The sequence below is a fragment of the Achromobacter sp. MFA1 R4 genome (assembly GCF_900156745.1).
Classification (GTDB): domain Bacteria; phylum Pseudomonadota; class Gammaproteobacteria; order Burkholderiales; family Burkholderiaceae_B; genus Achromobacter.
In genome coordinates this window covers 475,642-498,653 of the sequence record NZ_LT707065.1, presented here as the reverse complement: position 1 = coordinate 498,653, position 23,012 = coordinate 475,642, and the positions used below count along the sequence as shown (strand labels likewise).

Annotated in this window: 24 protein-coding genes and 1 tRNA gene; 21 read left to right on the top strand and 4 right to left on the bottom strand. The window is 60.0% G+C overall.

Annotated elements, in window-relative coordinates; translation table 11 throughout:
* The first annotated feature begins 134 nt into the window (after nt 1-134).
* The 6 genes from ppk1 to BXA00_RS02250 all read left to right on the top strand — a co-directional run bounded on the left by ppk1 (nt 135) and on the right by BXA00_RS02250 (nt 6,483).
* Nucleotides 135-2,210 (top strand): polyphosphate kinase 1, encoded by a 2,076-nt coding sequence (gene ppk1, locus BXA00_RS02275; protein WP_076515830.1) that lies wholly within the window; start codon nt 135-137, stop codon nt 2,208-2,210.
* Nucleotides 2,211-2,427: 217 nt separating this feature from the next.
* Nucleotides 2,428-3,468: a phosphate ABC transporter substrate-binding protein PstS gene (pstS, locus tag BXA00_RS02270; protein ID WP_076515829.1), complete on the top strand. Its 1,041-nt coding sequence runs from the start codon at nt 2,428-2,430 to the stop codon at nt 3,466-3,468.
* Between the two features lie 110 nt (nt 3,469-3,578).
* Nucleotides 3,579-4,595 carry a phosphate ABC transporter permease subunit PstC gene (gene pstC, locus BXA00_RS02265; RefSeq protein WP_063953135.1) on the top strand — a complete coding sequence of 339 codons (1,017 nt, stop codon included), beginning with the start codon at nt 3,579-3,581 and terminating at the stop codon, nt 4,593-4,595.
* 26 nt (nt 4,596-4,621) lie between these two features.
* A complete protein-coding gene (gene pstA / locus BXA00_RS02260; RefSeq protein ID WP_076515827.1) occupies nt 4,622-5,476 on the top strand; it encodes a phosphate ABC transporter permease PstA in 855 nt (284 codons plus the stop codon).
* 48 nt (nt 5,477-5,524) lie between these two features.
* Nucleotides 5,525-6,301, top strand: coding sequence for a phosphate ABC transporter ATP-binding protein PstB (gene pstB, locus BXA00_RS02255; protein ID WP_056570717.1), 777 nt, complete (start codon nt 5,525-5,527; stop codon nt 6,299-6,301).
* 105 nt (nt 6,302-6,406) lie between these two features.
* A tRNA-Pro gene (locus BXA00_RS02250) sits at nt 6,407-6,483 on the top strand.
* Nucleotides 6,484-6,823: 340 nt separating this feature from the next.
* Here the strand turns inward: BXA00_RS02250 and BXA00_RS02245 are convergent.
* Together BXA00_RS02245 and BXA00_RS02240 are read right to left on the bottom strand one after the other, a co-directional pair.
* Nucleotides 6,824-7,102 (bottom strand): AlpA family transcriptional regulator, encoded by a 279-nt coding sequence (locus BXA00_RS02245; protein WP_054470914.1) that lies wholly within the window; start codon nt 7,100-7,102, stop codon nt 6,824-6,826.
* 145 nt (nt 7,103-7,247) lie between these two features.
* A complete protein-coding gene (locus BXA00_RS02240; RefSeq protein ID WP_054470915.1) occupies nt 7,248-7,925 on the bottom strand; it encodes a S24 family peptidase in 678 nt (225 codons plus the stop codon).
* 536 nt (nt 7,926-8,461) lie between these two features.
* On the opposite strand from BXA00_RS02240, the gene BXA00_RS02235 reads away from it, so the two are divergent.
* From BXA00_RS02235 to BXA00_RS02200, 8 genes are all read left to right on the top strand, one after another.
* Nucleotides 8,462-9,268, top strand: coding sequence for a YdaU family protein (locus tag BXA00_RS02235; protein WP_076515825.1), 807 nt, complete (start codon nt 8,462-8,464; stop codon nt 9,266-9,268).
* A gap of 132 nt (nt 9,269-9,400) precedes the next feature.
* Nucleotides 9,401-10,012: an ATP-binding protein gene (locus BXA00_RS02230; RefSeq protein WP_054470917.1), complete on the top strand. Its 612-nt coding sequence runs from the start codon at nt 9,401-9,403 to the stop codon at nt 10,010-10,012.
* Between the two features lie 11 nt (nt 10,013-10,023).
* Complete coding sequence (locus tag BXA00_RS02225; protein ID WP_076515823.1) at nt 10,024-11,457, top strand: replicative DNA helicase; 1,434 nt, start codon at nt 10,024-10,026, stop codon at nt 11,455-11,457.
* A gap of 98 nt (nt 11,458-11,555) precedes the next feature.
* Complete coding sequence (locus BXA00_RS02220; protein ID WP_076515821.1) at nt 11,556-11,846, top strand: hypothetical protein; 291 nt, start codon at nt 11,556-11,558, stop codon at nt 11,844-11,846.
* A 13-nt stretch (nt 11,847-11,859) separates the two neighbouring features.
* Nucleotides 11,860-13,488: an ATPase, T2SS/T4P/T4SS family gene (locus BXA00_RS02215; protein ID WP_054470920.1), complete on the top strand. Its 1,629-nt coding sequence runs from the start codon at nt 11,860-11,862 to the stop codon at nt 13,486-13,488.
* Nucleotides 13,427-14,110 (top strand): hypothetical protein, encoded by a 684-nt coding sequence (locus tag BXA00_RS02210; RefSeq protein WP_131727037.1) that lies wholly within the window; start codon nt 13,427-13,429, stop codon nt 14,108-14,110. The genes BXA00_RS02215 and BXA00_RS02210 overlap by 62 nt, the downstream gene beginning before the upstream one ends.
* A complete protein-coding gene (locus tag BXA00_RS02205) occupies nt 14,107-14,652 on the top strand; it encodes a lytic transglycosylase domain-containing protein (protein ID WP_083714147.1) in 546 nt (181 codons plus the stop codon). Before BXA00_RS02210 ends, BXA00_RS02205 begins: the two co-directional genes overlap by 4 nt.
* 11 nt (nt 14,653-14,663) lie before the next feature.
* On the top strand, nt 14,664-14,990 hold the full coding sequence (locus tag BXA00_RS02200; RefSeq protein WP_076515819.1) for an H-NS family nucleoid-associated regulatory protein: 327 nt from the start codon (nt 14,664-14,666) through the stop codon (nt 14,988-14,990).
* A 116-nt stretch (nt 14,991-15,106) separates the two neighbouring features.
* On the opposite strand, the gene BXA00_RS28670 is transcribed toward BXA00_RS02200, so the two are convergent.
* Both BXA00_RS28670 and BXA00_RS02190 read right to left on the bottom strand, forming a co-directional pair.
* On the bottom strand, nt 15,107-15,973 hold the full coding sequence (locus tag BXA00_RS28670; protein WP_139208510.1) for a hypothetical protein: 867 nt from the start codon (nt 15,971-15,973) through the stop codon (nt 15,107-15,109).
* Nucleotides 15,970-17,529, bottom strand: coding sequence for a type IV secretory system conjugative DNA transfer family protein (locus tag BXA00_RS02190; RefSeq protein WP_172805844.1), 1,560 nt, complete (start codon nt 17,527-17,529; stop codon nt 15,970-15,972). The genes BXA00_RS28670 and BXA00_RS02190 overlap by 4 nt, the downstream gene beginning before the upstream one ends.
* 264 nt (nt 17,530-17,793) lie before the next feature.
* On the opposite strand from BXA00_RS02190, the gene BXA00_RS29475 reads away from it, so the two are divergent.
* Genes BXA00_RS29475 through BXA00_RS02155 form a run of 7 tightly spaced genes read left to right on the top strand, consistent with a single transcriptional unit; the run spans nt 17,794 to nt 22,902 of the window.
* Nucleotides 17,794-18,606, top strand: coding sequence for an OmpA family protein (locus BXA00_RS29475; RefSeq protein WP_083714146.1), 813 nt, complete (start codon nt 17,794-17,796; stop codon nt 18,604-18,606).
* Entirely contained in the window at nt 18,603-18,890 is a 288-nt protein-coding gene (gene traL, locus BXA00_RS02180) for a type IV conjugative transfer system protein TraL (protein WP_054470926.1), read from the top strand. The genes BXA00_RS29475 and traL overlap by 4 nt, the downstream gene beginning before the upstream one ends.
* A complete protein-coding gene (locus BXA00_RS02175) occupies nt 18,887-19,660 on the top strand; it encodes a TraE/TraK family type IV conjugative transfer system protein (RefSeq protein WP_054470927.1) in 774 nt (257 codons plus the stop codon). Before traL ends, BXA00_RS02175 begins: the two co-directional genes overlap by 4 nt.
* Entirely contained in the window at nt 19,657-20,514 is an 858-nt protein-coding gene (locus BXA00_RS02170; RefSeq protein ID WP_054470928.1) for a type-F conjugative transfer system secretin TraK, read from the top strand. Before BXA00_RS02175 ends, BXA00_RS02170 begins: the two co-directional genes overlap by 4 nt.
* On the top strand, nt 20,511-21,752 hold the full coding sequence (locus BXA00_RS02165) for a TraB/VirB10 family protein (RefSeq protein ID WP_054470929.1): 1,242 nt from the start codon (nt 20,511-20,513) through the stop codon (nt 21,750-21,752). The genes BXA00_RS02170 and BXA00_RS02165 overlap by 4 nt, the downstream gene beginning before the upstream one ends.
* A complete protein-coding gene (locus tag BXA00_RS02160; protein WP_054470930.1) occupies nt 21,749-22,456 on the top strand; it encodes a TraV family lipoprotein in 708 nt (235 codons plus the stop codon). The genes BXA00_RS02165 and BXA00_RS02160 overlap by 4 nt, the downstream gene beginning before the upstream one ends.
* A gap of 47 nt (nt 22,457-22,503) precedes the next feature.
* Nucleotides 22,504-22,902: a hypothetical protein gene (locus tag BXA00_RS02155; protein ID WP_054470931.1), complete on the top strand. Its 399-nt coding sequence runs from the start codon at nt 22,504-22,506 to the stop codon at nt 22,900-22,902.
* Nucleotides 22,903-23,012: the final 110 nt, after the last annotated feature.

Sequence of the window (23,012 nt, the reverse complement as noted above, 5' to 3'; positions counted from 1 at the left end):
TAACAAGGGTTTGGGAGCATTGCGGTGGTGTGCCATACGTCCCGCATTTGGCGTACGCTAACGATTTGCATTGTCATGGAAGCGTCACGATTTTGCAGTAAAACTGCACGCTCCTCTTTCCCATGGAATCCGGTATGCCCTCACGCCCGCCTGGCGAGCCTCTGCTCATGAATCGCGAATTGTCGCTGCTCAAGTTCAATGAACGGGTGCTGGCGATGGCGGAAAACCCCAAGACGCCGCTGCTGGAAAGGCTGCGCTACGTGTGCATCGTCAGTTCCAACCTGGACGAATTCTTCGAAATCCGGATTTCCAGCCTCAAGGAACAGCAGCTTCAGTCGCCCAACCTGGTCGGCCCGGACGGCATGACGCCGGACCAGGCATTCGACTGTGTGCAGCAGGCCGTGCACGAGCTGGTCGGCCGCCAGTACAACCTGCTCAACGACGAGATCCTGCCGGCCATGCATGCCGAGGGGATCGCCCTGCATCATGCTTCCGAGTGGAATCCGCAGCAGCAGGAGTGGGCGCGCGAGGTCTTTCACCGCGACGTGATGCCGCTCCTGACCCCGATCGGCCTGGATCCCGCGCACCCGTTTCCCCGGGTCTACAACAAGAGCCTGAATTTCATCGTGTCGTTGTCCGGGGCCGACGCTTTCGGCCGCCAGGCCTCCATCGCCATCGTCCAGGCGCCCCGCGCGCTGCCGCGCCTGATCAAGATGCCCCAAGAGCTTTCCGGCCAGCCGGAAGGCTACATCCTGCTCACCTCCCTGTTGCGGGCCTTCGTTGGCGAGCTGTTCCCGGGCCTGGAAATGCTGGGGTGCTATCAGTGGCGCGTCACGCGCAACAGCGACCTCTTCGTGGACGAGGAAGAAGTCACCAACCTGCGCCACGCGCTGCAGGGGGAATTGTCGCAGCGCAACTTCGGCGCGGCGGTGCGGCTGGAGATCGACAAGCTGACGCCGGTCGAGCTGGAAAACTTCCTGCAGCGCGAATTCTCGCTCAAGCCGGACGACACCTACCGCGTGCCCGGCCCGGTGAACCTGTCGCGGCTGATGCAGCTCTGCAATTCGGCAGCCCGGCCGGACCTGCTGTTTCCCGAGTATCGCGCGCCCGTTCCGGCCCCCTTCGACAAGGTGGGCGACAAGCCTGCCGAGCTTTTCGAGGCGGTGGCCGAGCGCGACCGGCTGCTGCATCACCCTTACCAGTCATTCCAGCCGGTCATCGACTTCCTGACCGCCGCGGCGCTGGACCCCGACGTGATGGCCATCAAGCAGACCATCTACCGTACCGGCGAGGACTCCGAACTGATGAAGATCCTGCTGGCCGCGGCGCGGGCCGGCAAGGAAGTGACGGTGGTCGTGGAGCTGATGGCGCGCTTTGACGAGCAGACCAACATCAACTGGGCCTCCAAGCTGGAAGAGGTGGGGGCGCACGTGGTCTACGGCGTGGTGGCGCACAAGACGCACGCCAAGATGGCCGTCGTGCTGCGCCGGGAAAAAGGCCGTTTGCGGCGCTATGCCCACCTCGGCACGGGCAACTACCACCCGCGGACGGCGCGCCTCTATACCGATTTCGGGCTGCTGACCGCGGATCCCAAGCTGTGCGAGGACATGGACATGGTGTTCGCGCAGCTCACGGGGCTGGGCGCGCGCCGTGCGCTCAAGTCGCTGATGCAGTCCCCGTTTACCCTGCACGAAGGCATGGTCGCGCTGATCCGCGCGGAGGCGCGCGCCGCCAAGGCCGGCAAGCGTGCGCGCATCATGGCCAAGATGAACTCCCTGCTCGAAGAGCAGATCATCGAGGAACTCTACAAGGCCAGCCAGGCGGGCGTGAAGATCGACCTGATCGTGCGCGGCGTCTGCGCGCTGCGCGCCGGCGTCCCGGGGTTGTCCGAGAACATCCGCGTGCGCTCCATCGTGGGCCGCTTCCTGGAGCACTCCCGCGTCTTCTACTTCTATGCCGACGGGGAAGAGACGGTATACCTGTCATCCGCCGACTGGATGGACCGCAACTTCTTCCGCCGGGTCGAGATCGCGTTTCCCGTCTATGACAAGACGCTCAAGAAGCGCGTCATCGACGAAGCCTTCACCTACGCGCTGCGCGACAATCAGCTCGCCTGGCAGCAGCAGCCCGACGGCGACTACGCCCGCGTCAAGAGCCGCGGCCAGCCCTATAACCTGCACCAGTTCCTGATGCAGAAGCTGGGGGTCTGACCCTTCGCCTCGTAAAAAGGGGTTTGTCCCTGGATTGACACGGCCGCCTGGCAGATGCCCGGCGGCCGTGTCATTTTCGCGGCAATCGCGACGCTTCATGAACAGTATGTGACTGTCATGGTCTTGTCACGTTGGGCTCCTAAGATGCGAGGGTCGCTGAAAGACAGGCAGTACCAAAGCCTGCCAGACTCCTCCAACGAGCACAGAAGGAACCCAGATGTTCAAACGTGTCTTCAAGCAAGTTTCCGTCGGTGTCGCCCTGAGCGCCGCCGTGTTTGCCGTCCAGGCCGCCAACGTCACCGGCGCCGGCGCATCGTTCCCGTACCCGGTCTACGCCAAGTGGGCGTCCGACTACAAGGCTGCGACCAACAACGCGGTCAACTACCAGTCCATCGGTTCGGGCGGCGGCCAGCAGCAAATCATTGCCAAGACCGTCGACTTTGGCGCCTCGGATGATCCGATGAAGGCTGCCGACCTGGAAAAGCATGGCCTGCTGCAGTTCCCCGCCGTAATCGGCGGCACCGTGGCTGTCGTCAACGTCGACGGCATCAAGCCGGGCCAACTGAAGCTGTCGGGCAAGGTCCTGGCCGACATCTTCCTGGGCAAGATCAAGAAGTGGGACGACGCCGCCATCAAGGCGCTGAACCCCGACGTCAAGCTGCCGGCCGCCGACATCATCGTCGTGCACCGTTCGGACGGCTCGGGCACCACCTTCGGCTGGACGAACTACCTGTCCAAGGTGTCGCCGGAGTGGAAGTCGCAAGTCGGTGAAGGCAAGGCCGTCAAGTGGCCCACCGGCCAGGGCGGCAAGGGTAACGAAGGCGTCGCCGCCTACGTCGGCCAGCTGAAGAACTCGATCGGCTACGTCGAATACGCCTACGCCAAGCAGAACAAGCTGGCCTGGACCCAACTGCAGAACAAGGACGGCAAGTTTGTCCAACCCGAGCAGAAGGCGTTTGCCGCCGCGGCCGCCAACGCTGACTGGAAGAGCGCGCCGGGCATGGGCGTGGTCCTGACCGACGAGCCGGGCGCCGATTCGTGGCCCGTCACCGCCGCCACCTTCATCCTGGTCCACAAGTCGCAAGACAAGCCGGCCCAGGGCAAGGCTGTGCTGGACTTCTTCGACTGGGCGTTCAAGAACGGCGCCAAGTCGGCTGAAGCCATGGACTACGTGCCGCTGCCGGAAGCCGTGACCAAGGAAATCCGCGCCGCCTGGGGCGAAGTGAAGTCCGCGGACGGCAAGGCTGTCTGGAAGTAAAGCAGTAACGCGCGGCCCCGACGCCCCTGAGGCGGGCGGGGCCGCCGCCTGTCAGCAAGCCGATCTACCTGCTGTTCCTCCCCCCCAGGTTTCCTAAGGAAAGTCCATCCATGAGCGCGGTAATGGATAATAGTGTGCCGCTTCCGCCCAGCGTGGCGGATTCCGTGACTACCGGCACGCCTTCGCCTATGAAGCAAACAAAAAACGCGCTGATGGATGCGCTGTTCAAGAATCTGACCCGCCTGTTCGCCTTCCTGGTGTTCATCCTGCTGGCGGCGATCCTGATTTCCCTGATCTACGGCAGCCGCGAGTCGCTGGCCAAGTATGGCCTGTCGTTCCTGTGGCTCAATGACTGGGATCCGGTCAACTCCAACTATGGCGCCGTGGTGCCGATCATCGGCACGCTGCTCACTTCCGCGATCGCGCTGATCATCGCCGTGCCGGTGTCCTTCGGCATCGCCATCTTCCTGACCGAACTCTCGCCGACCTGGCTGCGCCGTCCGCTGGGCACCGCCATCGAAATGCTGGCGGCCATCCCGTCCATCATCTATGGCATGTGGGGCCTGTTCGTCTTCGTGCCCGTGTTCCAGCAGTACGTGCAGCCCTTCCTGATCGCCACGCTCGGCAGCCTGCCCGTCATTGGGGGACTGTTCGCCGGCCCGCCCTTCGGCATCGGCATCTTCACGGCCGGCCTGATCCTGTCGATCATGATCATCCCGTTCATCGCGGCCGTCATGCGCGACGTGTTCGAACTGGTGCCCGCGATGCTCAAGGAATCGGCCTACGGCCTGGGCAGCACGACCTGGGAAGTGATGTGGCGCGTGGTGCTGCCCTTCACCAAGTCGGGCGTCATCGGCGGCATCATGCTCGGCCTGGGCCGGGCCCTCGGTGAGACCATGGCCGTCACGTTCGTCATCGGCAACGCGTTCAAGTGGTCGGGCTCGCTGTTCTCGCCGGGCAACTCCATCGCCTCGGCGCTCGCCAACGAATTCAACGAGGCGGGCGGCATTCAAAAGGCCGCGTTGCTGGAACTGGGCCTGATCCTGTTCCTCATCACGACCATCGTGCTGGCCCTGGCCAAGGCGTTGCTGGTTCGCCTGTCCGCGGGCGAAGGCAAGAAAACCTGACACGCCCGGAGCACAAGGAAAAAAACATGGCTGAATCCGTACTCAACATGCAGAACGGCATCTATCGCCGGCGCCGCGTCGTCAACCGCGTCATGCTCGCCGTGTCGATGACGACGCTGGTGTTCGGGCTGTTCTGGCTGTTCTGGATCATCATGACGCTGCTGTTGAAGGGAGCGCCCGCGCTGTCCTACACGCTCTTCACCGAGATCACGCCGCCGCCGGGCCAATCGGGCGGCCTGCTCAACGCGATCCTGGGCAGCGTGATGATGGCGGGCGTGGGCACGCTGATCGGCACGCCGGTCGGCATCCTGGCCGGCACCTACCTCGCCGAATACGGCCAGCGCGGCTGGCTGGCGCCCGCCACGCGGTTCCTGAACGACGTGCTGCTGTCCGCGCCGTCCATCATCATCGGCCTCTTCATCTACGCCGTGTACGTGGCGCAGGTCGGGCATTACTCGGGTTGGGCCGGCGCCGTCGCGCTGTCCATCCTGGTGATTCCCGTCGTGGTCCGCACCACCGACAACATGCTGCTGCTGGTGCCCAACAGCCTGCGCGAAGCCACCGCCGCGCTGGGTTGCCCCAAGTGGCGCATGATCACCATGGTGTGCTATCGCGCCGCCAAGTCCGGCATCATCACCGGCGTGCTGCTCGCCATCGCCCGCATCTCCGGCGAAACCGCGCCGCTCTTGTTCACCGCGCTGTCCAACCAGTTCATGTCGCTGAACATGAACGGCCCGATGGCCAACCTGCCGGTCGTCATCTACCAATACGCCGCCAGCCCCTTCAAGGACTGGAACAACCTGGCCTGGGCCGGCGCCACGCTGATCACGCTGCTGGTGCTGGGCATCAACATCATCGCCCGCAACATGTTCCGCAAGTAAAGATCGCTTTGCCGGCGCGCTGGTCGCGCCGCAGCCTAGGGAAACCCAATGGAAAACACCGCTACCGCAGTCAAGAACAAGCTCGAGGTCAAGGACCTGAACTTCTACTACGGCAAGTTCCACGCGATTCGCAACGTGAACATGTCGATCCAGGAAAAGAAGGTCACCGCCTTCATCGGTCCGTCGGGCTGCGGCAAATCGACGCTGCTGCGCACCTTCAACCGCATGTTCGAGCTGTACCCCGGCCAGCGCGCCGAGGGCGAAATCCTCCTGGACGGCGAAAACCTGCTGACGGCCAAGACCGACATCTCGCTGATCCGCGCCAAGATCGGCATGGTCTTCCAGAAGCCCACGCCGTTCCCCATGAGCATCTACGACAACATCGCCTTCGGCGTGCGCCTGTTCGAACGCCTTTCCAAAGGCGAAATGGACGAGCGCGTGGAGTGGGCGCTGAGCAAGGCCGCCCTGTGGAACGAGGTCAAGGACAAACTGCACCAGAGCGGCAACAGCCTGTCCGGCGGCCAGCAGCAGCGCCTGTGCATCGCGCGCGGCGTCGCCATCAAGCCGGAAGTCCTGCTCCTGGACGAACCGTGCTCGGCGCTGGATCCCATTTCCACCGCCAAGATCGAAGAGCTGATCGCCGAGCTGAAGAACGACTACACCGTCGTGATCGTGACGCACAACATGCAGCAGGCCGCGCGGTGTTCGGATTACACGGCCTACATGTACCTGGGCGAGCTCATGGAATTCGGCCAGACCGACCAGATCTTCGTGAAGCCCTCGCGCAAGGAAACGGAAGACTACATCACGGGCCGCTTCGGCTGATCCGTCGCCTTTGTGCATTGAGCCCGTTTCGGCGGGGCATTGTTACGGCGCTAACAGCCAGCGCGCGTCCGTAAAAGAGCGGTTTCTGTTATAGTTGCCACCCTTCGGGGCGTAGCGCAGCCTGGTAGCGCATCTGCTTTGGGAGCAGAGGGTCGTGAGTTCGAATCCCACCGCCCCGACCAATAAAATCAAAGGGTTAGCTCAATGTTGTTGAGCTAACCCTTTTTCTTTGCTTGGCTTATGGGACAACATATGGGACAACAAAGCCAAAGCTGAGTGGAGCCGCAATTCAGACGCGCTCCAGGCGCGACGTTGTGCCACCTAGGAGACTCGCGCGGCGAAGCGTTTCGCTTGTTGCTGGAGATGGGCGCGAAAGGGCAGGGATGAAGGAATTCGACGAAAAAAAGCCGAGCATAGTGCTCGGCTTTTTGTGCTGTTCGAAGAATGGTGCAGCTACGTCGGCTGGCTTCGAAAATACTGGGTGCCTACTGATCCGCTGATGCGCGCATCCAGACGCCGGGACTATGCGTGCTGCACACTCCGGTTGTAGCTGAGGGGGCGTTCCCTGGGGGCGGCAGTGGTGCGGGCATTCTTTTGTTCGCGGACCCACGCCTGGACCTCCGATGCGGGCCATCGCGATGCGCGCCCCACCTTCGCAGGCGCCGGGAACGTCCCGTCCTTGATTCCCTCGTAAATCTTGGTCTTTTTGATGCCCGTGGCCTTGATGACCGCTGGCAATTCTAGAAGTTGCTCGCTCGGTTCCTGAGCGAATTCGTTGGTGTCGATCTCGCGCGCATCCATATGCCGTCCTTTGCTTCTGCCCGAGGTAAGAGAGGCGAGTTCGTCGCCTCCGACGCGGCGACGTGTGGCGTCGACCCGGCTAGTAGGTTGGCATAAAGATAAGTGGTGCTTTATTAAGTGTCAAGTGTTGATTAAATTTCGGAGGTCATGCGAGTCGCTCGGCCCAGGTGAAAGGAACGCGTGCGACCACCTGAACGAAATCATCCAGGTCCTGAACTGGCACATCGATCGGGGCGACCTTTGTGCTCTCGGTAGATAGCCGAAGCCCCCCGCCTGGAAGACGTTGGACGAAGCGAAGGTCAACCTGCTCTCCCTGCCGGATGAGATACAGGCCGTCCGCATTGACTTCCTTCACATCGCTTTGCACGAACGCGATATCGCCCTGACGGAACGTAGGTTCCATGAACGCCCCTTCTATGTACACAAACCCCACATTAGTTAGGTTCGCGTCCAGAGGAAGGCGACCGTTGAGCCAGGCCCGGCTAACCCGCAGGTGTCGGATTGCGCATGCCGTTGGCGGCAACATAGTTCCGTAATGCAGCCGCGCTCCAAGGAAAGGAATGTCGATGGTCTCTGCGTCCGATCCCGCGAGGGCCGAAAGGTCAGTAGGGGCGGCGACGGGAATCTCGGGAGAGAGCCAATAAGCGATGGAGGTACCAAAGACTTGGGCTAGAGCCACCGCATGTTCGCGGTCGAACCGGCCATTGTTTCTCCATCCATAGACGGCAGGCGTGCTGACGCCTAGCCGTTCGGCTAATGCGGCGGCTGAGACGCCATTCGACTGCATCTGAAAATCCAGCTTTGCGACAAAGTCGCGTTGCATCTGTGACAGCTGCGGAGACGTGGAGCCTTCAGGCCTCTTTGTCTTTTGTGTCATCGGGGTTTACCTTCCATAAAGTATCGCTTAATATTCGCAAACCTTTACTTAACCGAATTCGCGCCCATGGCTACTTCCAATAAGCTCGCGACCTCGACAAGAGCAACAATAGTCGAAGCCGACCGAATCAACTCTTCCGTCGCTATCGGCGGGCGGACGGCTGGCATAGTCGCAGCGCTGGCGCGGCTTGCTGAGGTAACCCCGCCCCAATCCAGCCTTTGGTTAAAGGGAGACACGGCGATGCCTCTTCGGCGAGGCATTTTAGTGGAGATAAATAGCGAGAGTCGCGTTTCTTTGGAGGGGCTCATTCAGGAAGGCCTCATCTCAGAGCGTGACGCGCTCATCGTCCGATACATTCAAAACCCGGCTGAGTTCGCCGGCGCGGAGCGACGAGCCGCGCTACTCGACGCGCTGCGTGCTCGCCCATGAAATGCCATCTTCTGCAATCCGTGCCGCTCAATGTCTGACCGGACAAGACTGCGATGCACTTCTACCCCCATAACATCGGCGACCACGTCAAGGACACGCGGCACCTGACTCTTTTGGAAGAAGGGGCGTACCGCCGTTTGCTTGACCACTACTACACCATCGAGAAGGCGCTGCCTTTAGACGAGGCCGACCTCTGCCGCAAACTGCTCGCGCGGAGTGACGACGAGCGCAAGGCCGTGGGTGTGGTGCTGAGGGAGTTTTTCGTTCAGACGGAAAGCGGGTGGTGGCACAAGCGCTGCGAGGAAGAGATCGCCGCGGGCAATAAGCGGCGACAGCAGTCCCGCGAGAACGGGAAAAAGGGTGGCCGTCCGCGAAAGTCGGTGCCGCCTCAGGAGCTACCTGGAGGCGACGGAAGACCCGATACGGGAAACCCGGACGAAACCCAGCGGGTTATTGGCGGGTTAGCGCTAGGTTCTGGCTCTCGTCCGGGCGATGGCTTGGAATCTGCGCAGGTTGAGGGACTGCCGCCGTGCCCCCACGAGCGGCTCGTAGAGATCTATCACGACCGAATGCCCCTCAACCCCAGGATCAAAGTGCTTGATGACAGTCGCCGAAAGCTCCTCGCAGCACGCTGGAAGCAGGCTGCGAGGCTGGACGTGCCTCCGTTTGGCTATCACACAATGCAGCAGGGCCTGGACGCATGGCACACATTCTTCGAGATATGCAGCGAGTCCGATTTCTTGACGGGGCAGGCGCCACCGTCAGATCCGGGACGACCACCATTCGTCGCCAGTCTGGACTTTCTCATCTCCCCCGACGGATTTCGGAAGTGCGTCGAAAACCACTATCACCGCGAGTAGATTTTACAAAACGGCGCCAAATTTGTTACGACGGCAATGTTTGGCCACGAAGTTACACACATAGCAAGAAATAATTACGAAACTTTGTCACCTTCTGCAATAAAGCAGCGGGTCAGCAAAGGAGATCAAGTGATGTTGTCTAACGAGCTGCGGCGCCTGTTGTTTCAGGGTGAAAGTGGCCAGAAGCACGATGCAGAGCCGCTTCCATGCCTATCCGGCGACGAGGTGCTGGCGAAGGCGCACGTACCCACAAGGTACAAGTCTTGCACCTTCGATACCTTTCACGCGTACAGCGAAGAACATAAAGCGAGAAAACTGGCTTGCGAGAGTTACAGCAAGCATTTCAACGTCGCGCGCTACGACGGCGTTTCCATGGTGTTGGGGGGGCCTCAGAAGGGCAAAACGCACCTGGCGACGGCGATGCTGTTTGCGGTTATCGCAAGCGGTAGCACCGGCCGGCTTATACGCGCCCGTCGGGCTATCGCTGCCGTCGTCGAGTACGGGGAGGATGCCCTCGCCGAACTAGCCAATCCCGACCTACTCGTGTTGGATGGGCTGCTCTCGCACCCCTGGGATGAGGCGGGTCGACATGCGATCTTTGAACTCATCGAACGCCGCTTCGAAGAGGTAAAGCCCACAGTCATCACCACTCACCTTAGAAAAGCCACTTTTTTGCGTGCCGTCGGCGATCGTATTGCGTCGCGGCTGCGTGAGAACGGCGGCAAGTTTGTTTCGTTCGAGTAGTTCCAGAAGAAATGCGCCGCACAATTCCGGAGGGTGATAGCCCACTGCACGCTCGGGCTGGCACGGCGGAGCGAGCTTTGCTCGGAGCCCTGCTTGTTAACAATGACACCTTCGACCGCATCGCGCCGGTGAGGATTGGCGCTTCGCACTTTGGCGCCCATGGCAATGCCCTGATCTTCAGTGCAATCGCTTCCCTGATTTGTCGGGGGCAATTGGCTGACGTGATCACCGTGCACGATCTCTTGTGCGAGCGCAACGAAGCACCCCGCGCCGGCGGGCTACCCTATCTCAACTCGCTTGCCGCGGAGTGCGCCAGCGCCACAAACGCAATTCGGTACGCCGAGATTGTGGTCGAACAGGCCCTGCTCCGACAGCTGATCTTCGTGACGTCGGAGATCCAAGCTTCTGTATCCGAACCAGCTGGCCGGAACGTTCACCAACTCCTCGACCATGCACAGAAATTGATCGGCGGTCTGGGGGAGCAAACGGTCAAGCGGGACGCTGTGCCCATCGCTGCCGCAGCGGCACGCTTCATTGAACAGCTGGACCAGAGAATTTCGGGAGGCATAGCCCGAGACGTCGTCTCTACAGGGCTGACCGATCTGGACAAGGCGCTGCACGGCGGACTGTTGCCGGGGCGGTTGTACGTCCTGGGCGGTCGCCCGGCAATGGGGAAATCGGCATTGGCCGGCACGGTTGGAAGTCACCTGGCTGCCGAGCAAGTCCCGACGGCGTATCTGTCGCAAGAAATGCCCGAAGAGGAGCTCACCGGGCGTACCTTGGCTCAATGGTCCGATATTTCGATCGATGCGCTCCAGGCGGACAATCCAGAAGCAGTGCAAAGTGACTTCTGGGCGAGACTCGTCACAGCGGGACAGCTTGCGGCCACAGCCACGCTGTTCATCGACGAAACCTCAGGCTTGACGCTTCTCGATGTAGCGTCCAAGGCGAGAACTTTGAAGCGCAAATCAGGCCTGCGCGTCTTGATCGTCGATTACCTCCAGCTTATGGTCGGGGCTGAAGAGAAGCGCCACAGCCAGATTGAAACTATCACGCGCGGTCTCAAGAGCCTCGCAAAGGAGCTTGGCATATCTATCTTGCTCCTGTCCCAGTTGAACCGCGAAATCGATCGAAGAACCAACAAACGTCCACTGCTCGCCGACTTTAAGGACTCAGGTTCCATCGAGGCGGATGCTGACGTTGTGATGGGGATATACAGACCCGAGCAAGATGACCCGGATACTCCGTATCCGGGTTGTGCAGAGCTCCATATCCTGAAGCATAGAGGCGGAAAGCTGGCAAAGGTGCTGCTGGCTTACAAGGGGATGGCGACGAAGTTTCACGATTACCACGGTGCGCCGCCCCTAGATTCTGCCGTTGAATCCCGCGGGCAGCGTGCGCGGAAAGGCTTCGACAGGCTGCCTCACAGGCATGCAGACACATAGGACGCAAAAAAGCCAACCACAAACCAAAAAATATACATTGTTAGGTATGAAATAAAAAGCGCCATAAATATAATCCAAGCATAGACAATGGAGATGTCATGCTATTCAAGGCGTTTTTCGGCACCGCCGTATTTCTCGGGACAATCGCTTGGCTGGGCTACTCGCTGGTGGCGACCGAGCCGTGCGAGCGGATGGACCGGCTAGCACTACCGATTCGGGTGACGATGGACGCGACGCGCTTTATCGCCAGCAACCTGTTTGCTGGACCGGAGCACACCGAGCTTCGTCTATCGCTCCTGGAGCTGAGCATAAAGGTGGACTCCGGCGCGCAAACCTACGCAAGCGCCGTGCTCTACGGGCCCAGTCTTACGTGCAAGAACTTCCTATAAGGCGGACGAAGCGATGAGTAGACTCGGCCGTCAGCGCGATCAATTTATCTACATGGGCCCGGAAGACAAGCCGGCCGCCGACTTCCTGAACGAACTCTTTCGTCGAGCGGCATTGGAGGGCATGACCGACATCCAACTTCGCTTCGTCCATGGCGCCATGCGCCCGGTTGAAGTTGCTGACTCGGGGGTTCGTCTAATCAGCTGGCTTGAGCCGGAGTACGAAGGAGATCTTGTCAAGCATGTCGAGGAAAAGCTTCGCGCACGTGCAAGCATGGACTTGTCCGAACAGTTCATACCGATGGATGGCGCGATTCATCTTCGCTATCCGGAAGATGGGCTCAAACTGAGTCTCCGTGCCAGCTTCCTTCACACCATCGTCGGCTCAACAGCCGTATTTCGGCTCGCTCGGGAACAAGCACAACGGCTTGCCTACCGTGACATATACATGCCCTTAGCAGTCCGACGCGTAATCGACCAGGCACTCGCGGTACGCGCGGGAACGGTAGTGGTGTCGGGCCCCATGGGAAGCGGCAAAACGACGCAGCTCATGGCATACATGGTCGAGTTGCGCGACAGGGGAGAGAACGTCAAGACGGCAGAAGAACCTGTGGAGATACCTACGCCTGGGATAGACCAATGTGAGCTGGTGCCGGGAAAGGTCACGTATCCCATGCTAGCCAGGGCATTCCTTCGACAGCGTGCCCACCGCATCATGATCGGTGAGACTCGGGACGAAGAGACCGCTGAGGCGTTGGGCCGTAACGCGAACACCGGGTGCCAGCTCTGGACAACCACGCATTCGGATACGAGTGCGCTGGTGATTGAGCGTTTGCTCGAACTGAAGATGCCCCGGGACTTGATTGCGAAGACGCTGCGACTCATTATTGCGCCTCGCCTCGTTAGGACCATCCCCGCCGAGGCGACGGTCGAATGGGTTGCACCCAACGAATCCAGCAAAGCGTGGTTGAAGGCCGTCGGAGCCTATCACCCGGACGACAAGTTTCCGGTCATTGTGAGCGACCACGACATGTCGGAAACCAAGATGCCGATCTTTGAGGTTATCCAGATCGATGATCGCGTGCGACGGGTGATTCTGGCCGGCGGAGACGCCAAAGAACTGTACGAAGCGGCGAGCTATCAACCTCAATTCGAAACTCTCGCGGAGGCGGGCGTCCGGCTCGCGCGGGAAGGGAAAACCACGCTCAGCGCCATTCAGTCCCTCCTGAACCCGGCGCTGTGGCCTACGTTTGAGCGGCAGAGGCTCGACAAGAGATTGATCGCTTCCGGTGTGATAACTCCCGCGCAGGCGTATCAAGCTGTGGAGACGATGGCTCGCGCGGCCATTGAAGAACATCGCATCCTTGAACTGTGGGAAGCGCTCATTTCGACTGGAGCGGCGACGCGCCTCCAGGTCATCGAATGCTTAGGCCGAACAAAGGAAGCGGTGGACCTCCTCGGATACTTCATAGACAACGGGATCCTGGCAGAACAACCAGTACAACAGGTGATCGAAGAGTGGAAACGAGGCGAGCGACGGCAATCCCTTTTCGCTATGTGCATTGACCAAGGACTACTAAGCAATGAGCAAATTCAAGATGAGGCGTTCCTGCATTACCGCCGTGCTGGCATTAGCCACAACTAGCGCCCTGCACGTGGTGGCGAAGGCTCAACCCTCCATGGCAATGGGTGGTGACGGAAAGGGACAGCCATATACCCCGCCAATGCCATACCGAGAGGTTGCCGAGGTTGAGGCGGACCAGCGAGTGGTGCGCATCTTTTTCTCATTTAGCTGCCCCTTTTGCCGCACATTCCACACGCCACTGCGTCAGTGGGCCAAGAGTCTCCCAGCCCCTTGGCGATATGAGTTCGTACCGATTCTGCTTGCCGATGGCACGGGAATTCATGAAGCCGCAGGGTATTTGGCCGCGCAAAAGGCGTTGGGGCCTGCGGTCGCGAGATTCGAAGATGCAGCCTACCGCGCGATCCAAGGCGAAGGCCGCTCGCCGCGAGCTCCTGAGACCTGGCGTGGCATCGTGAACGCGGCGGGGGGGAGCGTGCTGGCGTTCGAGGAGGCCTGGGAGAGTCTGTCGCCGGCGGAGGTCGCAGAGCTTCCCCGGTCGATGATCGCATACGCCGTGGACGCAACGCCAACAGTCGCTATCGCCGGGAAGTTCGTTCTGACGCCTGACGGAGTGCAAGGCGACGAAGCCTTGTTTCTCCAACTGTGCAGCGGACTGGTGTCGCGGGCGATGGGGCACGCATGAGAACCGCGGCCTCGCTATTGCTATTGTCATTGATGGTCGTCTCGCCGACCTCGATGTCGAGCCCAATTGCGAAGGGCACGCTTTGCTTTCGAGAGGCAGCGGAACGCTACGGGGTCAGTGAAATCATGTTGCGTGCGATAGCGTGGCATGAGTCAAGGTGGAAAGCGAACGCCTTGAACGACACCTTGAACCGAGACGGCAGCGAAGACGTCGGGGTGATGCAAATAAACAGCTGGTGGATCGAGAAACGGCTGCCTCGCTACGGAATCACGCGTGAGCACCTTTGGGAGCCATGCTTGAACATCCACATTGGCGCGTGGATCTACGCAGACGAAATTGCACGCCATGGCAACACATGGAAGGCTGTCGGCCACTATGGGTCCCCCAATGAGAAAGGCCAACAGTGGTACATCGCTAGGGTCAAGAAGGCGCTGGAAGAGGTGCTCGCTGGAGAACCGGAATCCACCCGAAGGAAAGCGGCGATGCTACGGCCAAGTGGAGCGCTGACGGCAAAGCAGATTGTCATTCACATACAGAACTGAGGGAGAGAATTATGCGAAACGAACACGCCTTGGAGGATCGTATCAAGCGGGTGAACCGACAGCTCGACGATCTGCGAGCTCAGAAGCGGGCCGTGGTTATCCGCCAGATTCTGGCCCAACTCAAAAAAAACGGGATCACCCTGAAGGACCTGAAGGAAGCGCGCGCAGCCGGCATTAAGTCACAGTCCAAGTCGGCTCCGGGCAAAAGAATGGTGGCGCCCAAGTATCGCCACCCTGACACTGGTGAAACCTGGTCGGGGCGAGGGCGGGCTCCGCGCTGGCTCGTCGCCGCCGAACTCGGCGGTGCCTCTCGAAACGACTACCTCATTCCCGCCTGAGGTTCTCGCGCTCAATAAAATAGGCCCGTACAGGGCCTTTTCTTCGTCGCTCTCGCCGTAGCACCACGTCCGCCGGGCACGCAGCCCACCTCTGACGATCGTTCGACAACTAGTCGTCACCATGGGAAAAGATCGGACCAGCTGCTGTCCCGCCTTCCTTTTGCCGAGGGGTTGCGTCCGGTGAGATACCAGTTGTCTCCCTGTTGGGATGCGAGAGAAGCCTCATCGAGCCTTTCAAGTGCGGCGCACTCGTCCTGATCTCGCACGGCGTCCAACGTCATAATGCCCGGCTGCTGCCATATCCGCTCAGCCACGTTCACTGCGGCGCGGCCGCCGCGCATGCGAATGGAGTCTGCAACCTCCTCCGGCAAAGAAAATAGACCAAGTTGAATAGGCTCTGAAAATACGTGCCACCGCTTCCACAGTTCGAATTGCAGACGTAGCTGTACGACGCCCGGTCGGGCCCCGTGAACGCGGCAGCAGTTCTCGAACGAGAGAGGACCATCATCGAATCCCAGGAGCCAACGGCCGGCGTTCATGATGTCCCGATCTTTCGCACGACTGTTCAACAGAAGCTGTACGGCCGTTTTGATTGCCAGAAGCGCCCATCGTTCCGGACCTTCCTCAAAGTCATCGACCGTCAGCTTGGCTATGACTTCTCGACTGGGTGCTTCCTTCTTGCAGATAGGGAAGGGAAGATCGCGGAGTGTGGCTTCAGCAAATTCTGGATGATCACCCAATGGTCCAGCCAAATTGTCTTGAGCAAGTAGGCGATCCAAAGTAGAACTGGCTTCGCCACCGCCGTCAGGCCAGGTGATACCAGATCCGTAAACAGGTAGATCAAAATCGCCCTCGTCCAGCTCGCCAGAAGTAGGCCAAGCACTATCACGAGAGCTATCAAGCCCCAAAATTGAATTTGTTCGACCATAACCTTTGTTGTCCATAGCGTGCATAGCGGTGATAGAGGTTCGGGCGTGCTTCAAGCTCTGGCAGCCTTTGCTGCGGTCAGATACCGGTCCGCATTCTTGAAATAGTCGCAGCCTTTTACTTGTTTACGTTTGGTGCGATTGACGCGGATAGGAACTGCCTTGGACGATAGCCATTTCGAGATCGTGATGTTTGGTATCCGCAGGTTGAATAGCTCGCACCCTTGATAGAGCATGATGCACTCACCACGGTCGACCTTCTTCAGGTCATCTTCAGTGACGCGGTACTGCTCCTCCTCTGACTCTGCGATCGCGTATCCCGCATCAGTGCTGAGCCCGCCTTCCGGCGCGGGCGTGATTTTTGGCGTCGACTCGGACGCACGGCTGGTGGCGCTGATGGTCGTCTTGGAGAATGTCCCTTTGCCGATCATCTTGGCTGCCTCCTCAGTTGTCTTCGGGCTCGCGAGCTTGAAGAACAGCTTTGTATCGGTGTTTTCTTCCAGCATGTCGCGAAAATCTGGTGACACGGCATCGAGGTTGGCGATACTTTGGAACATCGCCCACACCGAGATTCCGGCACTTCTTGCCTGCTCAAATACTCGATTCATCGCCATCAGCGCGTAGGCGCCGAACTCGTCCAGCAGGGCGAGATATGGGATACGCGATCGGTGCGACTTCGGTAGCTGCTGTATCCGCGCGATAGCGGATCGAAGATCTGCCAGGAGCATCTTCGCAAAATTTCGGGCGGATTCGTCCTTCCCCATCGTTGGCAAAGAGACGTATGTAATCTTGTTCGACATCATGCTGTCGAACAGACGCACGTCCGGGCTGTACGACGACCCGACTTCGCCGAAGGTCCCAGTGCCGAACGCATGCAACCGCCCGGCGATGCCGCCTAGGGTCTCTTTCAGACGCTTCATGTTGATCCTGGCTGAGGCCGGTCCCGTGTCGTTCCCGAAACCACCTCGGTACTGCTCAATCCAAAGCGAAAGATTCTTCGTTGCGGGATGGTGAGGCAGCACGGAGCGAAGGCGCTCCTCTAGCTCGGATAGTGCGCGCTCGTTGTGTAGCAGTATGGAGAGATCAATGCAGTTGTATGCCAGTCCAAGCGCCTGGACTCCTCCGACGATCGCCCCGAGTGCCTGCTTTGCGGACTGACGATAGTGCTCCGCGGCCGGGGCCACTTCTGGAGCGGGGAGGCTCGTCAATATTCTGTCGGCGACCTCGTCCGGGTCGCCTTCAAGAACGGAGTTGTAGCTGTTGCTGTTGGCGGGATCTCCGAGGTTTATGAACTGCATGTCTTGGTATCGTCCGGCCCAGCGGGCGACTTGCGCAACCCACGACATGTCGTCGCTGTCGAGCTTGGCGTCGATCATGAGCAACCCGCCACCTCGGATGATCTGTTGCAGCATCATCAGCCGGGCAAAAGTCGTTTTTCCATAGCCGCTTCGACCCGCGACCATGCCGTGGTACGGCAGCGCTTCGTCTGGGAGCCGAACGGCACGCCCGCGATCAGTCGTATACCCGATCAGCATGCCATCGTTTGAGAGCAGGTCGCTGGAACGGATATTGAGCTTTGAGCGGAATAGATGCATGCCAGCCAAGCCGTGCATGCAGCGTCCGGCCACCCATGCAGCACCTAGCCCAGCAAGAGCGTATGAGGGCACAGTAGGCAGGCCGCTGAAGAACGGGGACGTGGTCAACACTGACGACGAAATTGCCGCTAAGGCTAGGGTGTCGGCCGCCCCGCCCAAGCGATTTCCAAAAAAGCCTATTCCTTTCATTTCCTCCTAGCTCCCTGGGGCGCGTGGCCCGACGCCCAAAAAATCAACATTCACAGGTTGAGATATAAACATTCATCGCTAAAATACCACGCAATGCAAATAGTGGGAGGCGTCCGAATGCGGCGTTTTATTGGCTTGGTAGGAAGTGCTCTTGTTGTGACGTCGAGCATGGCGGCTGCACCTGAGGGCCAGGGTCAGTTCGATATGCGCGAGTGGATCGTGCCCGAGACGTCCGCCCTCGTAACCGTCCCTGAGCACTCTGAGCATGCGGTCGCGACACCGAAACGGGTGGGACCAGAGAAGCTCAAACCGGTGTGGTCGGTTCAAGGGCCGTCTACGTACCGTCCCGGAACGTGGATCGATACGAGTTACCGGAAGGATCCGAGACTCATATTGAGCCAAGTCGTTCGATTCGATTTCGATTTGTCGGAGTCGGCGTCCACGAACGCTGCGGCGCTGGTTGCCGCGCAAGTTGCAGGGCAGGGCGTCTCGTATCTGGTGGTGGGGCATGCGGACGAGCGTGGTACCGACGCCTACAACCTCGCCCTGTCGAAGCGCAGGGCGGAGGGGGTGAAACGCGCGCTGGAGGTCGCTGGTGTGCCCGCCAAATCAATCGAAGCGCGCTGGTACGGAAAGAGGCTACCGGTGAGCTTCGCGGATCAGAGTCTGAACCGCCGGGTGGAGATCTTGGTCAGCGGCGATCGTCCGGCTCAACTTAGGCGCGGAGCTAAGGCGGTGGGAGCTACGCCGCGTAGCAATCCGGGCATCGCGGAATCCGCGGCCCGTCAACCACAACCATCCCCTGGGGCCGTCTCGCCAGGATCTGCCGCATGCCACGTGCCTGGAGCGCAAGTCGTGGGCGGAAGGATTGTTCCTGCTTCGAACAACAAGGAGTGCAACCAATGATCGACGAAATTGATATTCCTGCGCACACGGACGACATGCCTTCATTTCTTCTATGGGAAATGGACGAGTTCCTGGTCTTGATGCTGTGCTTCCTGGGCGGCTACATCGCTCGCGGCATGTGGCCGTTCGTTGGCGCCGCCATCGGACTTTGGTTCACGGCGCGGATGCGCCGCTGGAAGCAGAACGAGATGATGGGAGCTATCCCACACATCGTATTTGCAGCAGGTTGGGCGGGTATCAACAAGCTGTATCGGAACGCGAAGCATGGGGTGCTGTGGTCATGAAGCTCAACTTTCTGACGAAGTCCTGGCGAAGCGCCGAGCGAAGCGTCCAGTTTTTGCTCGTGATTCTTCTGATTGAGAGCGTGGTCACCTTGGGAGCGCTGTACGGCTGGCTGAAGAAGGACGTCGTGACTCGCCTGGTGCCGCCTCGCATGACAGTAGAGGCAGAGATCAGTGCGGATAGTGCGTCCAAGGACTACCTGATCAGCGTTGCATTAACTGCGGCGACCCTTACGGGGAACGTGAGCCCCAAGAACGTGACGTTTGTGGCAGACGCGATGGGGCTCATCACGTCGCCGGCGATTTATCCGGAAGTCAGGCGCCGACTCTTCGCGCTTGCGATGGATCCTGTGTTCAAGGACCGCGGAGGCAGCGTGACGTTCACTGCGACCGGAATGGACTACGAGGCGCGCACCAAGACGGTATTCATCAAGGGCGAGCTCCAGTCTACGACTACGGCCGGCCCGATCGGGAAAGGAACTCCGTACGTTTACGAAATCCAAGTCGCCATCGAGAACGGCTGGCCGCAGATCTCCAAGTTCGATCACTACCCAGGCAAGCAAGAGAAAAGCCAGCATTGGCAATCAAGAAACCGTCGCGCGTTGGAGCGCGAGGCGGCTGAGCACGCGGCGGATCAACGTGCGGAAGACGCCGCAAAGGATCCTTGGTTCGACGACGCTGTTCGCTTCGGCGCGGCCGGCGGCAGCGTCGAAACCAGAGATCTGATGAGCGACGAGCGGCGTCAGAACAATGAGCAAGGAGAGAGTAAGTGAAGCGAGTCGTTTATAGCCTACTTCTGGCGTCATGCGCCGCGTCGAACGCCTTCGCGGTGGACCAGTACAAGTTGCCCCCCCCAGGACAGACTCCCGTGCAACGCCAGGCGATGCCTGGTGTCGGCACCATGCCTGGCGAAGCCGTCCAGCGGAGCAACGTGGTCCCTGTGACGGGGGAGGAGACCGTGCCTGTCGACATCTCGGCCACGTACATGAACCGCATCGCGACGCCTTTTGCGCGAGCGAAGGTAATCGACGCTACGAGCGGCGAAGACAAAAAGCCTCAACTTGGGGAGATGGTTATCACGGCCAACGGCTCGTCTGTGTACGTGCACGCCAATGGTGCGACTGATGCGCAGGCGATTTACATCACGGGCGACCAGCCGGGGGATCCCGTCATCTCGCTTCTCCTCATTCCGAAATCGATACCCAACCAGGTGATTCCTCTTCAGTTGAACGGCGGGTCTAACGCTGGTGGTTCATCGACGTCCGGATTCGATGCGCGTGCAAAGTCTGATGTGTACACCGATCAACTTGTCTACGCGTTGCGGACCCTTGCGTCGGGAGGGCGATTGCAGGGCTACGCTGAGGGATACATGCCTTCTGCGGTTGCAGCTATCGGTGAGGTGAGCATCCGGCCCCTGTCGCGGCATTCTGGGGCGCACTACGACATCTACCGGTACCGGGTATCTGGACCGGCTGATCGGACGGTGGAGTTGCAAGAGCCCTCCTTCTGGGCGGAAGGTGTTCGCGGGGTTGCATTCTTCCCAACCTCCGTCGTGGGAGGTGGAGCGGAGACCGATCTCTTCGTGGTCGCGGACAAGTCCGCCACGGGGCAGGGAGGAGCGCAATGAGCGAGAAGAAAGGTCTGAAGGACTGGTGGAACGAGCAAGGCTCGGGTGTTCGTCTGGGGATCGTCGGCGTCAGCTTCATCGTCGTCGTGGTGCTGCTCTTCATTCTTCTGAAGCCCGCGCCCAAGAAGCGCGTCCCGAAGAATCCCGAGCCCCCGGTGTCGGCAAACATGCTGCTGCCAAAGCCGAAGGATCGCACGGTCGAGATGCTCGCTGGCGACCTTACGGCGCAATCAAAGCAGTTGAAGGATCTTGGAGACCAGATCAAGCAGGAGCGAGAGGCCCGGAAGCAAATCCTCGGTCGTTTGGAGGACGCGATTGACAAGATCAAATCGGCGCCAGGCGCGGACGGCGTGTCCAAGGACATTCTTTCTGAGGTCCAGAAGCTGAGCACACGCCTGGACTCGCTGGAAGGGAAGAAGGAGTTGGGTGCGGGATATCAGCTTCCGAATGCCCCAGCCTCTTCTTTGCCTTCCGGAGCTCCGATGGCCGCACCCACGGCCAGTCCGGAGGTGAAGGCCATTCGCATCCGGGTTACCGAGAACGCCACGCCAAAGCCCGAAGAGCCACGGACAGATTCCGAGGCTCCTGGTGAATACGTCCCGATGACCACGGTGTTTGAAGGGCACCTCATCACGGGTATGGACGCTCCGACTGACCAGTCCGCCAAGGCAAAAGTGAACGCGGTACCCGGAATCCTCCGCGTTAAGGGCATTTCGTCAATGCCCAATGGACATACGTCGCAGTCGCTGAATGATTGCCGCGTGCTGGTCGCAGGCTACGGGGGACTTTCCGACGAGCGTGCCCAGCTGCGCACCGAGAGTATCGCTTGCATCATTCCCAATGACGATCCGACCAAAGAGCCTCGCGTCGTAGAGGCTCCGCTGGATGGGTTTGTGCTAGGCGAAGACGGGCGCGTGGGTGTGCGGGGACGGCTCGTTTCCAAGCAGGGGCAGCTGATCGCAAAGACGTTGATGGCCGGCGTGCTGTCCGGATTCGGCGACGCGTTAAAGCCGACCCGCGTACAGGGCTTGGATCTCAACCCTTCGGGAAGCGTCCAGACTCAGTCCGTCGACGCCAGCACGATCGGAAAGACCGGGCTTGCAACAGGCCTCTCCGACGCCGCCAAGAGCGTGAGCGAGTACTACCTGAAGTTGGCAGATCAAATGATGCCGGTGCTCGAAGTTGACGCCGGCAGGAAGGTGACCGTGGCACTTAAGAAAGGATTTGTACTGAAATGAAGAAGCTCCTATTGGTGTGTTCGTTAACCGTGGCCCTCAGCGGTTGCGCGTCGATCTTGGATCCCGCGGGCGGCCGCTCTTCGTTCACGTGCATGGATCCGAACAATCCGGATTCGCTGCAAGACGGAATTACGTGCAAAACGCCGATGGCCGTCATCAAGTCGACCGATCAACCGATGCCTCTGAGGGAGAGCGATTTGCCCTTCGGGGTGACCATGAAGGACGTTGAATCCGGGGCGGTCGCGGGCAATGTGCAGATCGGAAGCTTTCCGGCTGGCAAGAGCGATCGGCAGCGGACGCAAGGAGCTACGGTTGCAGGCTCCTATGACCTGGTCACGGCCGTCGGTGCCGGGGCTGGCCCGGGCGCTGGAAGCGACATCTACGGTAAGCCCGTTCGCGAGCCCGCCGTGGTGATGCGCATTTGGGTGGCACCGTGGATCGACGCACGTGACGACCTGCATTACCCCTCGTACGTCTTCACCGAAGTCCAGCCCCGCCGCTGGGCTATGGGGGCGGCTGGTTTCGTTAATCGAGGAATTCTGGCGCCGGCGAAGATGGTGCGGCCGGCGGGTGCGAAGGCTGTCGGTTCGCCGCGTGTGCCGCGCTCCGGCGGATCTCAGGAACCCGCCGAATCCTCTGCAACAAGCACCAGGGAAAACAGCATTAAGGACATGGGAGGAATGCCACAAATCACCAACCCGTAGCGAACGAAAATCTCACCAACCAAGGATAGAAACTAAAGGAATAAAACATGGAAATCTCCCTCAAGCCGATGGCTTCCGGTTCCAGCGAGAGTGCGATTCAGAACCCTCCGAAATGGCTGCTCATGGTCGCCGCCTTCATCATTATCGCCATTGTGTCGCTGGCATCAGCACATGCTGGTGGCGGCGGCGACGCGTTGACCGAATTCAACGACTTCCTGGAAGACGAGTACAACGGCTCGCTTGGCCTGGCCATTGGCCTCGTATCGGTCCTGTTCGGGCTTGTGGCCACGGCGGTCATGATGACTTTCAAGCCCGCCGCGATCGGTGTGGGCGTGGCGTTCCTTATCGGTCCGTTCGTCGATGCTGTCGTGAAGGCGCGTGCGTCCGGGTTGCCCGAGGTCGTCGCGCACGTCGTAACTACCGGGATTCCCGGCCTCACCCTCTAGGGGTGCCTGCGCAGAGGCGAACTGATCCCTCTATCTGCTCTACCAAGTAGCAAATGCAGGAAGGCAGCGACGTCCGGCTCGATGCCCGGACCCGCTGCCTTAGTTTTACT